Here is a 16,206-nt window from a genome sequence, read left to right as displayed (position 1 = left end):
CTCGGCCTTTTGATTTTTTTTTTCAAGGGATGATTACTTTTTGTAGGGAATATGATTGAGAATGTGTTCGGCTGCAGCAATCAATTCCTCTTCCCGTGTGTCTTTGTCTATTTCTACCCAAGGTGCGAAATCAGTACTTGTCTTTTCAAACATCGCGGCTTTGTGCTGCATGTATTTTTTGAACATCTTCGGGGATGCGGAAGTCCACCTCTCGGCCTTCCATCTGTGCAGCGGGGACTTGGTCAGTTCTTCAAACCGATCTTCCTGTTCGTCGGGACTTACCGTAAAGTAAAACTTGAGCAAAATGATACCGGAATCGACGAGCATTTTGTCGAAGTTATTGACCTGTTCCATAAACCGCTCATACTCCTCCTGCGTGCATAGCCCACCAATCGGCTCAAAAAGGGCCCGATTGTACCAACTCCGATCCCAAAAAACCATTTCACCGGCCCTTGGCAGTTTTTCGATGAACTTCCTGAAGTAATAGTCATCCTTTACCTCACCGTCCTTCTTGGGAAGGTTTACCTCTATGCGGAAGTGACGTGGGTTGTTGTGGGAAAGAATCTTCCGGATAATCGTACTTTTCTCGGAAGAGTCCCCGCCGTGGAAAAGCACCAAAACCCGCTTATTGTTGGCAATGACCCAAAGCTGTAACTTGACCAGTTCCTCTTGTATCGCCCGAAACTTCAATTCATGGCGGGCATTTTTGAGCACTTTTTCCAACTTGATTTTTTTGTTGGCGAGGAGGTGTTTGAGACCAATTTTGGAATTCAACACCTCCATATCCTCGGCCGTAAGCGCTATTTTGCTCATAAATCAAATTTTTCGTTTTTTCTGTAATACTTGAAGACAACGTTTGGGTCAAACTTCAGACTGACTTTTGTCTTTCCTTTGCCCGGATACTTGAACCGCGAAAGGACATAGCGAAGGCTTTCCAATCGGGCTTCCTCTTTGTTGTTGGTGTCCACGATTACCCAAGGGCTGAAACTGGTGTGTGTTTCCAGAAACATCGCCTCCTTGTAGTCCGTGAAGTGATCCCAAAGTTCCTGACCCTTGAGATCAACTGGACTGAATTTCCATTCCTTCAGCGGATTTCCCCGGCGCGCATCGAAGCGCTTCTGCTGCTCCTCCCGGGTAATATCAAACCAAAACTTGATCACTGTGATACCATCTTCATAGAGCATGTGCTCGAAGTTGGTGACTTGCCGCATGAATATCTCGTACTGTTTGTCATTGCAAAAACCCATCACTGGTTCCACGACTGCCCTATTGTACCAGCTTCTATCGAAGAACTTGATTTGGCCGGGATTGGGAAGTACCTCGATGTACCGCTGAAAATACCATTGTCCTTTCTCGATCTCGGTGGGTTTGGAGAGCGCTACCACTCCACTGGCGTTGGGGTTGAGGTGCTCGACGAAGCGTTTGATGGAACCGCCCTTGCCTGCAGCATCACGGCCCTCGAAAAGGACGGCAACACGGAGTTTTTTCTTGGCGATGTATTCGGTGAGCAGTGCGAGCTCTGTTTGCAAGAGAAGAAGCTCCTCCTCGTATTTGGCACGTTTGAGGGGCTTTTTGACATCTACGCCGATCTCCTTGGCCAGTTCGACCAATTGCTTTCGGGTTTTTATGCCTACTAATTGTTCTGCTAAAAACATGGATTGTGCTGTTTTTCTATTTCAATAAAAGGTAATGATTTGCCGTCAGTTAACAAAGGTTTTCTTCTTTTTCGGCGACTTGCAGCCGCCTCGGTCACTTGAGATACCCTTTTCCTAACACAGGCTGTTTTGATTTTGGCTTTTTTTACTTGATAACGATCCAAGTGTAGCCGTCGGCCGGAATTTCGATCCTGAGCCTAAGCTCCTGCCGCTCGTTGAGGGGAAAACCCTGGAACCCCTTATCCTCAATACTGACTTCGGCTTGTTTCTTGAGTCCCGAATAGTATAGTGGGATCACCATATCCTTGGACATCGGTTCCTTTGAAGGGTTGAAGAGCATGACGAAGGCCTTTTCCCTGCCTTGGGGATCCACGTGCATCCAACCGTCCCAATCCCTTCCGTCTGCACGGCGGAGTCGGATGATGTCGGCATTGAGGATATCACGGTACTTCTTGTACCAATCGATCACCGAAATGACCATTGCTTTGGTTTCCTCGGTATCATACAATCTCGGTCCCCGGTAGCAAGCTTGTACACCTGCACCATAGTATTGCATCATCAGTTGCTTGTAATCATCCAAATGCTCGCTCAGCGGCTCCAATACCGCTTCTGGCCCTCCACCGTGATATGCTGTCAAGGGCACGAATCCCCAACCCATCGAAGGCGTCTTTTCCCAGGTACCGTCGTGGATGTTTTGCCTATTCAAGATTTTTTGTCGCTCTCTCGGCAGGGAAAAATTCACCTCACGATAGCCCAAAGCGATCTTGTGTGTCCCATCCAAAAAGTACCAATCCGGCGCATTGATATAGATTCCCCGTGCATTCATCCATTGGTAAAGTCCCTTTTGGAGATTGATCTGTACCCACTGCGAATCGTGCAGACCCTTGTGACCGGGATGGGAAGTCGAAGCACAGACATCGCCAGGATAGGGCCCGTCGTTTTCGAAAATATCAAAACCGGTATTTTCGAAGAAAAACTTCAACTTGCCCAAATACTCCAAGCCCCATTGACTGGCCATACAGGGTGCATTTCCAAAAAAAGCTCCTCCTGGCCTGAGCGTGAGCGGACTGATGACGTCATGCTCGTCGCTGATTTTCCTCGAACTGAAAAGGGAATAACCCCCGATTTTGATCCCCTTTTGATGGGCATAATCTGCCAGGCCTTTCCAGCGGGCAATATTTTCCGGAGAAATATCCTCCATGTTGATATGGCTTCCAAAGCTCAGTATCAAGGCTTCATATCCTGTGGCCACACATTGGTCGATGGCCGTCCTAACCTCAGCGTCGTTTTTGCTCACCAAATGCATGAAAATGGGATTCTGCAAAGTCCAAGGAGCCAAAGCCCGGTACATTTTCCTCCTCGCCAAACCATTCCGTTCCCGGTCATAACTGTCCAAAACCAATTCATAAGTACGGATAGACTGGAAATTTTCTCCAGGCATTAGGTCAATTCCAATTCCTCTTTCGGGGTAGACTTCGAGGATGCTTGGTGTCCGCAATTCGTAATTGACCTGGGAAGTGTAGCTGGAATCCGGCTTCCAATGCGTGGCCTGACTGCTGAGTTCGGCATGCATGGCGTTGTTGAAGGCGAAGTTGTTTTCGATATACAGTTGGTACGGCTTCTTCATCTTCTCCGTACTCCCGACCACGGCGGATTCTTCCTCCACGATTCCAAGAATTTCATTGACAACCTGATCAATACGGATATTTTTCCGACCCCTGTTTTCAAGGGTGAGGTATTTGCCCATGAGCGGAATGTCATCGAAGAGCTCATAATGGACTTTCAATAGGAGGTTTTCGAAATCCGGATGGGTATAGGAAAAACTCACTTTCTTGCCTGTGGCATCCTTTTTATGGCCTGTCCAGAAAACTGTTTTGGTAGGAAAATGTGGGGTAATCTCACCGATTTCGTAGGACTGGTATTGGAAATCTTCAGGAGAGGATTTCATGTCGTCCAACCATTCTTTGCGAAAATATCCCCGCTCCTCTTGACCGATGAGCCCTCCAATGCGGTAAGTTTTCCCATTGAGTATAATCCGGGCCTCTGGCATGACGGTCCTGAGCATTTGCTCGCCAGTCATCAAGTTCGTGAAATCAAAACATGCCAGATTGGGTGTCAAAACAAAACTCCTGCGGATTAGGCCGTTGTCCAAATGGATTTCCTTCGCCTCCAAAACGGTGATTTCCGCCCTTCTACTGTTGCCGTCCACCAACCAATCGGCGTTTTCGGTTTGTGCCCCTACAGACCCACAGACCCAAAAAATGACGATCGTTAAGACAATTCCAAACAGTGAAAAATGCGATGTGGTCGAAGTGTGCATGGAGAGGGCAGATGTTTTGCTGTCTACAATTTATAAAAATGCACGGAAAAGGCATTGTAGGACAAAAGATCAAATCCCCGAAATCTGGCATCGGGTGATGATGCCGGGCTCGGGAAGCGAAGAAGTTATCGGCGGCACATCGGAAATCCAGACCATTGCGAACAAGTTGGATAACCTAAAAAAGGGACTCAAGCGTCTCAACCAATGCCTTGGAATCCATGTATTGGTTGACGCGTTTTTTCAAGACAAAATCACCATCCAAAAACACCATCAAAGGTGGGGCGAATGTGTTGTTTTGGCCATTGAACAGCAACGCCAGATCGTGCAATGGATTTCTGCTTGTTTTCAATTGTCCATTGGAAAAAATCCGCCCATCGAAATCAACGTCTCCCGGATATTCTGCATCAAACTTCACAGCGTAAAATTGCGTCGAAAACTGTTCGACGACACGCGGTTTTTTAAACACCTCGGCCTCCATTTTGCGGCAATACGTGCACCAATCGGTATGAAAATAAAGAAAAACGGGCTTGGGGTTGACACGCAAGGAGTCTTCCAACTGCTCAAACGTCAACCAAAAGTCCGTGTTTGATTCCTGAGCGGGGCAATTCCCGCTCAGGAAAAGTACTATTACCAGGGCAACAATTGATTTCATCGGTGGAAGTGGCCAATCTTGATACCCATGAAGAAGGTCCTGGGTCTCAATGGCCCGTAAATAAATCCTGCATCCCGCGTCGGTCCTGTGTCAAACTCGCGCTGATAGCTGTCAAAAATGTTTTGGACGCCGCCGCTGAATTCCACGTTGAACTTACCTTTGGTCTCGACACGGTAAGCAAGTCGCAGGTTTACGTCGTAAAAGGCGGGCGTATTGACCAACTCGATAAACTCCACGTCATTGACAATCAGGGGTACGACCATGGACCCGGTATACAAACCTGTCAAGTCCAAAGAAAGCTTCTTGTTGGGAGTCCAGCTACCGCCAAGGAAACCGTAGGTATTTGGCGTACGGATAAATTCCGAGACAGTGATTTGGGGAAATTCCGTCGTTCCTTCTTCAGGTTCGAAGAGCACCTCGTCTTCATTGTAAAGGGCACGTTGGATGGTTCCCCCGGCTTGGAAGGAGAAAAACCGCGAGGGCGAGAAATTATACTCAAGGTTGACTCCAGATACGGTCGCCCCGCTTCCGTTGCGCTTTTCTTCCAAAAAAGCGCCGTTTTCCTGCTGCCCAATGCTGACGCGTTGGAATTGGTTGTTGAGCCGGGTGTAAAAGCCCTCGATCAAGAAGTTACTTTGGACAATACCCGTGTTTTTACCGAAATTCAGCGAAGCCGTGAATGCATCGGAGGTTTCCATTTGCAAGTCTTCGGCAAGGATGACAAACTTTTGCTCCCCACTTACAGAAGAAATGTGTAGATCTTCGTCAAAGGCCTGCGGTGCCCTGAAGCCCCTCGCATATCCGCCACGAAGCTGGGCTCCCGGCATGAGGTCATACAGAAGTGTAAATCGGGGACTCAGCACGCCGTTGTTGAAATCAACCGCGCGATTGATATCGCCAAGTTCATAGACACCGTCCACTGTGACGATGTCGTAGCGTGTGCCCATGAAGAGCGTCAATTTATCCGCTGCTTTCCATTCAAACTGACCATAGAATCCGAGGGTGTTTACCTGTTGGTCGATCAACTTTTCATAACCTGTAATCTCGTCCTGTACCGAGTTGCCTTGGTACTCGATCCCGCCGACGAATACATTTCTTCCTTTGAAATTGTGGGTAAACTGGCTCCCCAATACGCCAGCCAAATCATTGGTCAAGCCATAGGCACTGGCTGCCGCCACACTGTCCGCCAAGGTACGCCCACCTCCAAGGCCTCCGTAGAAACTCCGCCTCACGCCCGAAAGCAAACTTCCGTAGGTGGATACCTTTGTCCTTCGATCCTTGCTGAACTGATCATAGGTCAATCCCACATTCAGGATGTTGTGGTCGAGCTGCTCAGCGATATCGGTCATATGCGGCGGCAGGGATAGCTGATCACCACCCCGGCGAAACTCATCGATGGCGTTGAGATCGAGGGTAATCTTACTTAGCTCGGTCGGTTTGTAAAATGCCTTCGCACCAAATGTCAGGTTATTCAACTGCACAATTTCCGTAAATCCATCCCCATCAGCATCGAAACCTCCCCGGTCTCTTTTCATTCCATAAAATGTCACCCCACTCTTCAGGTCCTCGCTCACGACCGATCCATTGAAGCTGAGGGTATTGTCAGGAACATCTCCTCGCATCAGTCCAAAGTTGGAGCCAATTTGCCAAGTGTTTTCCACTGGTTCCTTGGTGATGATATTCACTGTGCCGGCGATCGCATTGGAGCCAAAAAGCGCGGAACCCCCACTCCTGACTACTTCAACGCGTTCGATCATATTGGCGGGAATCATTTCCAAGCCATAGACACCGGTCAGCGAACTGAAGATCGGCCTGCTGTTGACCAAAATCTGGGAGTATGGTCCGTCCAAGCCATTCATCCGCAATTGGGTGAAACCACAGTTCTGGCAGTTATTTTCCACCCTGATTCCCGGCTGGAAGCTCAAGCCCTCGACCATCGATACTGATTGGGTGGCGTTGAGGATTTTGGAACCGACCACAGAGACGAGGTTCGGCGCATCCTCTCTGTTGAGCTCGTAGCGGCTGCTACTGACTACGACCTCGTTCAATCCAATCCTGTCTTCATTGATTTGTTGGGCAAACTCGGTGGTTTTGCCCGCCTCGACGTTTACATCGAATACAGAAGTAGCGTAACCTACCGCCCGAACCTGAAGCCTGTAGCTTCCGACGGGTACATTTGGTATACTGAATTTGCCATCAAAATCCGATACGGCACCGAGATTTGTACCTTGGACCAATACCGTCGCCTGCACCAGAGGGCCGTCCACACTAGTCAAACTGCCTTGTATAGATCCCATTTGTTGGCCCATCAGCGGGTTGACAATCAGGAAAAGTATATGTATCAATAGTATGCTCTTTTTCATGTTTTCAAGGGTTTAATAAAAAAGGATAAATACACCCGAATGAGGATTGAGTGAATGTGCAACACAGACACACGATCCCGCGGATTCGGGGTTAACAGAACTCACTTTGGATTAGAATCGGGACGCGGTAGTCATTAACTGATTCCGCAAAGCATAAATGTCAAGAAAAAGAAGGTGGGCCACGAATGTGCCAAGCTGAACCGGAATTGTCTTCGTATTTGAAAAGAATCGAGGCGATTGAATCATTTGATTCCGCATGGAACGGACTCAATACGAATTCAAAAAATTCCAATTCCAGCCTGGGGGTATTGGAAATCAAATCGTAGAGTTCCAGTTCTTCCTTGCTATGGGAACCATCGTCTTGGCCACTGGGACTTTCGGAATTGAACTCGTAAGGGTGGGCGTGTACGGCGACCAAATGTCCATTGTACCAGTGCGAGTGAAAAAAGATGATTTTGTTGAAAAGCAAAAGCAAGTGCAACAGCATGAACATGCCGAAGCCAACCCGCCTGATTTTTTGAAAAATGCTCTCCAACGCCGAAACAGTTTTGACTCAGTAACTTGAAATGCCCGCTTTTGTTTTCAATCCCACAGAAAACAAATCAACTTCAGACCGTTGATTTGACTCCCACTGCCAAAAGGATTGGCAATCAGCGCAGCAAATATTGCAAAAGTGAAACAAAGTTGCAATCTGATCAAAAATCCTTCACCCTTGCCCTGGGGGGACATAGCACGAACCGCAAGTTACTTTCAACTCAAACGCCGTACTTCAAGACCAAGGCCAATTGACCGGCATGGTAAGCGGTATGCGTGGTGATTCTGCCGAGTGCTTCGGCTTTGGTCTTTTTTCCAAATTCTTTGGTTTCGATGATTGACTCCCAATCGGATTGGTTTTCAATCGCCTTTTGAAGTTGGATACCTGCTTCCTGTACCAAGGCGGTCAAGGAATCCAAATCGGTCCATTCTCCCGTATCTCTTCCGGCTTTGAGTGTCTGGGCATCGACTTTCACTTCCAAATTCCCGAATACATTCTTGGCAAAAAGCAGCTCCACCTCCGCCACATGGCGAATGAGGAAACCCGCCGAATTGGGGCTGCCGCCGAGTTTTTTTGGGAGGTCTTCAGGCTTGATGTTGGCCAGCTGATTGGTGAATCGGGTACGCCCTTCTTTCCAGAGTTCTACGAGTTGTCTCATATCCGAATGTACAAAATCCGCCGGAATAATTTGGTCGGAAAGATATTCATCGTAATATTGCAATATATTTAAATGATACTCACTGCGTGAGAAAATAAAAACCAGCATGCAGGGAAAATTCAGATGGAGCCAAATATTTGGTTTGATGAACATATCCCAACCAATTTCCAAACAGTCTAACCTCTCGCCTCTAAAGTCTGAAAAATGGGTGTCACAAAAACAGATCTCTTCACCGAACAGCAAAACGAACTGGCCAAAGTCTCCAAGGTATTGGGACATCCTGCCAGAATCGCAATCCTCCAACACCTGATTCAAGCAAATTCCTGCATCAATGGGGATTTGGTACAGGAGATTGGGCTGGCACAGGCGACCATTTCGCAGCACCTGCGCGAACTCAAGGAAATCGGAATCATCAAAGGCAGTATTGAAGGAGTCTCTGTCAACTATTGCATTGATCCGATCCGCTGGGCCGAGGTCCAAAACCTTTTCCAAGGATTGTTTGAGGGCTTTCCGAAGGTTCCGGGCTGCTGTTAGTTTGAGACGCAAGACATTAGACACAAGATTCAAGACTAGTATCCTTGTAGTCTTAAGGTTTATGTCTTTAAAAATGAAAGTAAATTAAAGAGAGCATTCTTATATAAGTTCACCTATTCAGATTAGTCTAGATCTAAAATTCGAGCAGTCTAGTGTCTTGCGTCTAAAATCCAAAATCTATTGAAAATGAAAACAAACGAATTCACCAATATCCTTCAAGAAAACCCCGAAAAGGCGCTTTTCTTCGAATACCAAGCTGGCCAGTATGTGCGGCCGGACTTTCACATCACGGAAATCAAGAATGTCAACTTCGATACGGTGGACTGTGGCGGCGTACGTAACCAATGGTCAGAAGTACATGTCCAATTGTGGGAAAATGAAATCCCGGAGCCCAACCATGCGGTAGACACAGCGAAGGCACTGAAAATATTTGAAGTGGTCAACCGCGTCCGGGAAACGTATCCAGCCTCCGAAATCAAGTTTGAATACGGCAATTCCAAGTTTCCGACGGCAATTTTGCCCATCCACCAAATCAAGGATACCGGCAATGCTTTGATCGTCCAATTGGTACCTGACCAAACCACCTGCAAGGCGAAGGACCGGGCAACTACCCCGGAGGAAAAAGCAGCCGCCTGCTGTGCGCCTGTGACCGAAAAACCAAAAATCAGGATTTCCCTTGCTTCCCTCCAGGCAGCGAACAGCTGTGAACCTGGATCGGGATGCTGTTAATCATTGTACCATGTACCAAGAATGGTGTAATCTTGGTACTTCGTACTTGGTACATGGTACCTAAAAAAACACGATCATGACCCTATACCCACAACTCGCAGCCAGCATTGAGAAGGCCAAAAACCTTCCGATTCCCGAAGAGCGCACAGAAATTCTCCAAGTCCTAATCGATTACGTCCAAGAAAAAATCGACAAAGGCAAGGAAATCAACTTGAACTTCATTTGTACCCACAACTCCCGCCGGAGCCAATTCTCCCAGATTTGGGGAAAAGTGGCGGCAGCCTATCATGGCATTGAGGTCAATTCATTTTCGGGTGGTGTGGAAGTCACAGCCTTCAATGAAAGGGCCGTATCATCCATCCAGCGCTTTGGTTTCAAAGTGAGCAAAGAAGGAGAAGGCAATCCCAAGTATTTTGTGTTTTACTCCAACGACGAGGACCCTATCGTCGCGTTCAGCAAAGTATACGACGACCCGGCCAATGCGCCTGCACGGTTTGCCGCCGTGATGACTTGCTCCCATGCCGACGAAAACTGTCCTTTCATTCCGGGTGCCGAGGCCAGAATTCCGGTGCGCTATGAGGACCCAAAAGCATTTGACGATACGGCCCTGGAAGCAGAGAAATACGACGAGCGGTCTTTACAGATTGCTTCGGAGATGTTGTATGTTTTTTCCCGTATCAAAAAGTAATGAATACCAACAAAAAGCAGATCGCCTTTTTCGAGCGGTTCCTCTCACTTTGGGTTGCCTTGTGCATCGGTGCGGGAGTCGCTATCGGCCATTTTGCCGGGGATACGATGGGCATATTGGCGAAAATGGAAATCTACAGCGTCAATATTCCGATCGCCATTTTGATCTGGCTGATGATCTATCCCATGATGCTTCAAATAGACTTTGGATCGGTCAGGGACGTGGGCAAAGCTCCCAAAGGTCTCATGTGGACGGTCGTTATCAATTGGCTGGTCAAGCCCTTCACGATGGCATTCTTCGCTTGGATTTTTTTTGAAAAACTGTACTCCGCTTACATCCACCCGCAAATGGCCGGGGAATACATCGCGGGTGCAATTCTGCTAGGCGTGGCACCTTGCACGGCAATGGTGTTTGTCTGGTCCTACCTAACTGATGGAGATCCGAATTACACCTTGGTTCAGGTTTCGGTCAATGACTTGATCATTTTGGTGGCTTTTGTGCCATTGGTTGGACTGCTACTGGGCATTACCAACGTAACGATTCCCTATGAAACCTTGGTGTCCTCGGTGGTGATTTTTGTAGTAATACCGCTGTTGGCCGGCGTGATTACCAACAAATCGCTGATTCGACAAAAAGGAGAAGAATGGTTCAAAAACGAATTCCTCCCAAAGTTTAAGCCTGTCAGTATCATTGCCCTTTTATTGACATTGGTTTTACTATTCGCTTTCCAAGGACCAAACATTCTAAACAACCCACTTATCATTGTGCTGATTGCAGTTCCACTTATCATCCAAACCTACTTCATCTTTTTCTTGGCATGGTATGGGGGCAGGAAACTCAAGCTGGCACACCCAATCTGCGCGCCAGCGGCCATGATCGGAGCGAGCAATTTCTTCGAACTGGCAGTTGCAGTCGCAATTGCCTTATTTGGATTGCAGAGTCCCGCGGCATTGGTCACGGTAGTCGGAGTTTTGGTAGAGGTGCCAGTGATGCTGAGCTTGGTGGCTTTGGCGAATAAGTGGAGGTATTGAATCGAGATTTGATTGTCTACCTTTTAGATTTTCATTTCTTACCGAAATTGAATCGTAATTTATAATTGACATTGATGAATAAAGGAAAATCATTGTCTGCTCCATAAGCTGAAATACTGGCTGCATTTCTTATGTTAGGATTTTTTGTTTTCCACTCAGCTTCAAGTTCCATCATCAGGCCTATTCGCTGGTATTTATTGTGTAAAATAAAAGAATCAGGATTTTCAGGATCAGTGTAATCATAATTGAAAAGAACTGATTGTCCGCCTAACTGCAGGGAGGGGCCGGCGGCAAAAGCCAATTTAAAACCGGAATCACGCTGGAGGATATCATATTTAAGCATGGGAGTAATAAAAATACCAGAAGATTGATCCATACTTTTTTCGCCAGGGAAGACTTCTTTGTTTTCCAGATTTCCTAGAGATTGATAAAATGAAATTCCGGCATTCAGGGAAGTTCTTTTCCCCAATCTATAATTGACCTCATTGGTCATATTCAAACCCCAAAGCTTGTTGCTTCTATCAACAGAGACGCCGCCTCCGATCGAGTATTGAAATTTTGGTTTTTCTGTTTGAGCCGAAGAGACTATAGGCGCAAAACCCAAAAAGAAAAGGGGGAGAAACCGTAGATTTGTTTTCATAATAAGTACCAATTAAAGTTTGAATTTCAAATGTCAGAAAACTTAATTATCCGGAAAACTAAATTTAGATTTTTTAACTAAGCATTTGTTAAATAAGCTGAATTAAAAACTATGGCATCAAGTTGGCAGGAAACGATTTGCTCATTCGTTACTTCATTTTTTTAATGACCCGGTCAAAAAAGTCTCCAGTTTTCGGTATGATAGGAAGACTAGTGGTATTTTTGGGTAGATTAAGCAAATACACATGACATAAAATTGGAAAAAGGTCTCGTGTCTAAATGCCAATATTCATTCGGGGTTTCTGATAATTCAGAAACTTTCCCAAAGTTTTTGACTTTGGGAAAGTTCTTCATCAAATCAAAAAAAATGACCGCAATTGAGTTAGATTCAAGTGATTTCCTTTTAAGATACTATTTTACTTTTCCTTAGTTTTTAAACTTTGGAAAAGGTCTACTTATCAATAAAAAATCACCGTCTTGTTCCTGTAAGCCAATACCTTCCGTTCGAGATGGTACTTGATGGCTTTGGAAAGGACGACTTTCTCCACATCTTGGCCGATTTGGACCAAGTCGGCAGGTGAGTTGTGGTGGCGGACACGGGCGACCTCCTGCTCGATGATAGGTCCCGCATCCAGTTCCTCGGTTACATAGTGGGCAGTCGCACCGATGATCTTTACACCCCGTTCGTAGGCCGCATGGTAAGGCTTGGCCCCCACAAATGCTGGCAAAAAGGAATGGTGGATGTTGATGATCTTATTGGGGTAGTTACGGATAAATTCCCCGCTGAGGATCTGCATATACCGTGCAAGAACGACAAAGTCAACCCGATGCTCATTGAGTAGCTCAAGCTGTCTTTCCTCGGCATCTTCTTTGTTGGCCTTTTCGACGGGTAGGTAATGAAAGGGTATCCCAAAAGCTTCAACCACCTTTTTGTGATCGGGATGGTTGGAGATAACCAAAGGAATCTCGACTTCAAACTGCCCTGAATAGTACCTGCTCAGGATATCGATCAGGCAGTGGGAAAGCTTGGACACAAAGATGGCCATCCTTGGTTTCCGATAATTGAAAAACAAATCAAACTCCATGTCGAATACCTTGGCTACCTTGGCCTCGAAGACAGGTTCGATTTCCTCTTTTTTCAGGGCAAAGGAATCGAGTTCCCAAGACACCCGCATAAAAAACATACCTATCTCCTGGTCTACATGTTGGTCAATCTCAAGGATGTTTCCGTGATAGGAAAACAAAAAATCGGACACTCTGGCAACGATCCCTTTCTGATCCTTGCATTGAATAATCAAAATCGCTTTTTTCATAAACTAAAATTTATTCCAACAATGCCTCAATATCTTCTTTGCTGAGGCTTTTTACAAAACTTTCTTCGGTACTGATCAATTCTCCCGCCAAGGCCATCTTGCGTTCTTGCAATGCCATGATTTTCTCTTCGACGGTATTTCGGGTGATGAATTTGTAAATGATGACTTTGTTTTCCTGACCAATCCGGTGTGCACGGTCAATAGCCTGCGCTTCGACCGCGGGATTCCACCACGGATCAAGGAGAAAAACATACTCCGCCCGGGTCAGGTTGAGGCCAACGCCGCCGGCCTTGAGGGAAATGAGAAACAATTTGATGTCTGGATTCTCCTGAAATGCCTTGACCTGTCCTTGCCTGTCTTTGGTAGCGCCATCCAGGTAGGCATATTGGATATTCTCCTCCTGCAAAAATTCTTTCACAATCGCCAAATGCCGCACAAACTGGCTAAATACCAACACCTTGTGCCCTTCGCTGACAGTGGCTTTGATCATATGGGTGATATCTTCCAGTTTCCCCGAATCGCTTGTGTAGTCTTTATCGGTAAGCTTCGGATGGTTGGCCATCTGCCGGAGCTGCGTCAAACCACGCAACAAGGTGAACTGTTGGTTTTTCATGCCAGGGACACCCAGCTCGCTCACAATTTTCTCGCGGTAATAACCCTTCACTTGCTCATAGGCCTTTTCCTGAGCCTCGGTCATGGTAGAATACTTCACATTAATGACCTTTTCTGGAAGCTCGGTGGCCACTTGACTCTTAAGCCTACGCAATATAAAGGGCTTAATCATCGCGTGGAGCTTTGCGGCCTTGTCCTTGTCATTCATCTTTTCTATCGGCAACAGAAACTGTCGCTTGAAGGTATTCTGGTTTCCCAAAAGACCGCGATTGATAAAATTCATTTGGGACCAAAGGTCCATCGTTCCGTTTTCGACCGGTGTGCCTGTGAGGATCAGCCTTTGCCTGCAATTCAACTCGTTGACAGCTTTGGCGATAATGCTACCTGGATTTTTGATTGCCTGCGATTCGTCCAAAATCACATAATTGAAACGAAAATCCTTCAAAACATCCAAGTCCAACCTTGTGATCCCATATGAAGTGAGCACCAGATCATAATTGGCAAACTGTGCACTTTCCTTGATGCGTTGACCGCCTGTGTAGACGAGTATGCGGAGCTTGGGTGTAAACTTCCGCGCCTCCAATTCCCAGTTGTAGATCAGCGACGTCGGCATGACCAAAAGCGAAGTGGACTCTGGAAACTGTTCTTTCTCATGGGCCAGCAGCGCGAGTGTCTGCACGGTTTTTCCCAAACCCATATCGTCCGCCAAGCATCCGCCAAACTTATATTCCGCCAAAAACCGCAGCCAATTGTAGCCGGCCTTTTGGTAGGGACGTAGGGTTCCATGGAAGGAAACCGGCATTGCATAATCATCTATCTGACTAAAATCCTTCAGCTTTTCGAGTTTTCGACTTAGGGTCAGTTGCAGGAGGTTGTTGGATTGGAGCTCTTGGGCGAGCGCGATGTGGTGTTTTTTGAGAACAAGGGCGTTTTCCTCAGATTCCTGCTCCTCCATAAAGGCAAACATTTCCGAGTAATTCACAAACCAGGAATTGGGTATCACCGCCAATTCCCCATTGGGAAGTTCAAATTCACTTTTCCCTTGTAAAAGTAGCTTTCGAATTTTTTGAAACGAAATTTCATACGGTCCGAACCGGATCACCGCATGTACATCAAACCAGTCGATGTTTTCCTTGATCTCAACCGAAATCGCGGCATGGCCGATGAAGTACTTTTTCCCTTTGCTCGAAGTCTGCTGCACTATTTTAACCCCGATATCTTCAAGATTCTCCTTGTAGCTGCTGATCCAGCCAAAAGCCTTGGACTTGGCCAAGGCAATCTTTCCGTTGGAGATCTCCAACCTAAGATTTTGGAGGTAGTTTGCGTAGAATTTTTCCCTTGACAGATCGCGTACCACTTTATGAAAAACATATTGGTCGCCCCGTTCCTCAAGTTCGACATTGTTTTCAATTCTGTTCTCGGCCCTAAACGTGTAATCGCCGTATTGGAATTGCAGATCAAACACCATTTGGTCTTCCACATTTTCCTCCAAAGCATTCCCAAAAAGATCCGTCTTCGGTTGCGAGGGCAACTCTGTCAATACAAGAAGCGGCTTCGGTTGCGAGTGCTCGACCTTAATATCAAAGCCCACCGCGTACACATCAAAAGAGGCCACCAATTGGGTCACGAACTTTTTGTAGTATTCCTTTTCTACTTTCTGGGGAATAACAATAAACTTTTTGTTGAGAAAAGGTTGGAGCTTTTTGCCGTCGACACCTTTGGTGAAACTGTATAGGCAGCTATCTACGATCAGCCAAGCAGGCTCATGGCAGATCAGATAGGCGTTTTTGTATTGCCATTCGAGCTTTTCCCCACCATATTTGATCGTTGGGAAATAGTGCGTATTGTCTTCGTTCTTTCTGAAATGAAACAAAACCGTGGCCTTCTCCGGCATGATGTGGATTTCGCGCCAGATTGGATTGCCGTCATTACCCATCTCAAATAATCGCTTGCCAGCGAGGTTCTCCAAAATCTTGGCACGTAGATTTTCAAGCCTCGTCTCCAAAAGTTCCTGTACAGGTTTGTTCCCGGATTTAGGATCGTAGATTTTACGAAGAAATTCCTTCGGCTTGAGCTTTTTGGGATTGTACTTCTTGATCACAGCTTCCTGCTGCATTTCATCCATCCATTTGATCAGCTTGTAGTCAGTCTCATCCAAGCCCGCGTCAAACTCCTTGGCGTTAAGGTGGGAGATGTTTTGGTGGGCAAAAGAGAGCCTTCCTTTTTCGTCAAGTTGGATCACAAACGATTCAAACAACAACCCCAAAAATTCGTGGCTGAAAATGGCATAAACGATCTGAAAAGGCTGCTCAGGGGATACAATCATTTGCTATTCTGAAAGAAACGAACCAAATCCGTCAACAAAACACATTTTTCCTAAATAAACTAGTTCGAAAAATACAGATAAAATCGGGATTTGAAAACTTCATTTAGCGCTATTTTCGATCAATTTTTAGTCCGTGTCACAAAATCAAAAA

Annotated in this window: 14 protein-coding genes; 4 read left to right on the top strand and 10 right to left on the bottom strand. The window is 46.4% G+C overall.

All coding sequences use genetic code 11. The annotated features are described in order from the left end of the window. Positions 1-33 precede the first annotated feature (33 nt). From L0U89_RS00320 to L0U89_RS00290, 7 genes are all read right to left on the bottom strand, one after another. Positions 34-813 (bottom strand): polyphosphate kinase 2 family protein, encoded by a 780-nt coding sequence (locus L0U89_RS00320; RefSeq protein WP_234859701.1) that lies wholly within the window; start codon positions 811-813, stop codon positions 34-36. Further along, entirely contained in the window at positions 810-1,655 is an 846-nt protein-coding gene (gene ppk2, locus L0U89_RS00315; RefSeq protein WP_234859700.1) for a polyphosphate kinase 2, read from the bottom strand. Before ppk2 ends, L0U89_RS00320 begins: the two co-directional genes overlap by 4 nt. Positions 1,656-1,800: 145 nt before the next feature. Next, positions 1,801-3,975, bottom strand: a complete 2,175-nt coding sequence (locus tag L0U89_RS00310; protein WP_234859699.1) for an alpha-galactosidase — start codon at positions 3,973-3,975, stop codon at positions 1,801-1,803. Positions 3,976-4,150: 175 nt separating this feature from the next. Then, entirely contained in the window at positions 4,151-4,627 is a 477-nt protein-coding gene (locus tag L0U89_RS00305) for a thioredoxin family protein (protein ID WP_234859698.1), read from the bottom strand. Continuing rightward, positions 4,624-6,990: a TonB-dependent receptor gene (locus tag L0U89_RS00300; protein ID WP_234859697.1), complete on the bottom strand. Its 2,367-nt coding sequence runs from the start codon at positions 6,988-6,990 to the stop codon at positions 4,624-4,626. Before L0U89_RS00300 ends, L0U89_RS00305 begins: the two co-directional genes overlap by 4 nt. A 160-nt stretch (positions 6,991-7,150) precedes the next feature. Next, the gene (locus tag L0U89_RS00295) at positions 7,151-7,525 is read right to left on the bottom strand and encodes a DUF8478 family putative metalloprotein (protein WP_234859696.1); all 375 of its coding nucleotides are present in this window, start codon (positions 7,523-7,525) and stop codon (positions 7,151-7,153) included. A gap of 220 nt (positions 7,526-7,745) precedes the next feature. Beyond that, the gene (locus tag L0U89_RS00290) at positions 7,746-8,336 is read right to left on the bottom strand and encodes a DinB family protein (RefSeq protein ID WP_369413230.1); all 591 of its coding nucleotides are present in this window, start codon (positions 8,334-8,336) and stop codon (positions 7,746-7,748) included. Positions 8,337-8,387: 51 nt separating this feature from the next. Between L0U89_RS00290 and L0U89_RS00285 the strand changes: the two genes are divergently transcribed. From L0U89_RS00285 to arsB, 4 genes are all read left to right on the top strand, one after another. Beyond that, positions 8,388-8,717: an ArsR/SmtB family transcription factor gene (locus tag L0U89_RS00285; protein WP_234859695.1), complete on the top strand. Its 330-nt coding sequence runs from the start codon at positions 8,388-8,390 to the stop codon at positions 8,715-8,717. A gap of 186 nt (positions 8,718-8,903) precedes the next feature. Continuing rightward, positions 8,904-9,446 (top strand): DUF6428 family protein, encoded by a 543-nt coding sequence (locus L0U89_RS00280; protein WP_234859694.1) that lies wholly within the window; start codon positions 8,904-8,906, stop codon positions 9,444-9,446. A 76-nt stretch (positions 9,447-9,522) separates the two neighbouring features. Continuing rightward, positions 9,523-10,134: a low molecular weight phosphatase family protein gene (locus L0U89_RS00275; RefSeq protein WP_234859693.1), complete on the top strand. Its 612-nt coding sequence runs from the start codon at positions 9,523-9,525 to the stop codon at positions 10,132-10,134. Continuing rightward, positions 10,134-11,165, top strand: coding sequence for an ACR3 family arsenite efflux transporter (gene arsB, locus L0U89_RS00270; protein ID WP_234859692.1), 1,032 nt, complete (start codon positions 10,134-10,136; stop codon positions 11,163-11,165). The genes L0U89_RS00275 and arsB overlap by 1 nt, the downstream gene beginning before the upstream one ends. A gap of 31 nt (positions 11,166-11,196) precedes the next feature. Here the strand turns inward: arsB and L0U89_RS00265 are convergent, their stop codons facing one another. The 3 genes from L0U89_RS00265 to L0U89_RS00255 form a co-directional block, all read right to left on the bottom strand. Further along, positions 11,197-11,805, bottom strand: a complete 609-nt coding sequence (locus L0U89_RS00265) for an outer membrane beta-barrel protein (RefSeq protein ID WP_234859691.1) — start codon at positions 11,803-11,805, stop codon at positions 11,197-11,199. Between the two features lie 457 nt (positions 11,806-12,262). Next, positions 12,263-13,117: a formyltetrahydrofolate deformylase gene (purU, locus tag L0U89_RS00260; RefSeq protein WP_234859690.1), complete on the bottom strand. Its 855-nt coding sequence runs from the start codon at positions 13,115-13,117 to the stop codon at positions 12,263-12,265. Positions 13,118-13,127: 10 nt separating this feature from the next. Beyond that, entirely contained in the window at positions 13,128-16,055 is a 2,928-nt protein-coding gene (locus tag L0U89_RS00255; RefSeq protein WP_234859689.1) for a DEAD/DEAH box helicase, read from the bottom strand. Positions 16,056-16,206: the final 151 nt, after the last annotated feature.

The organism is Mariniradius sediminis, assembly GCF_021491425.1.
Taxonomy (GTDB): domain Bacteria; phylum Bacteroidota; class Bacteroidia; order Cytophagales; family Cyclobacteriaceae; genus Mariniradius; species Mariniradius saccharolyticus.
Note: the sequence above shows the minus strand (reverse complement) of the source record. Positions and strands in the feature narration are given on the sequence as shown.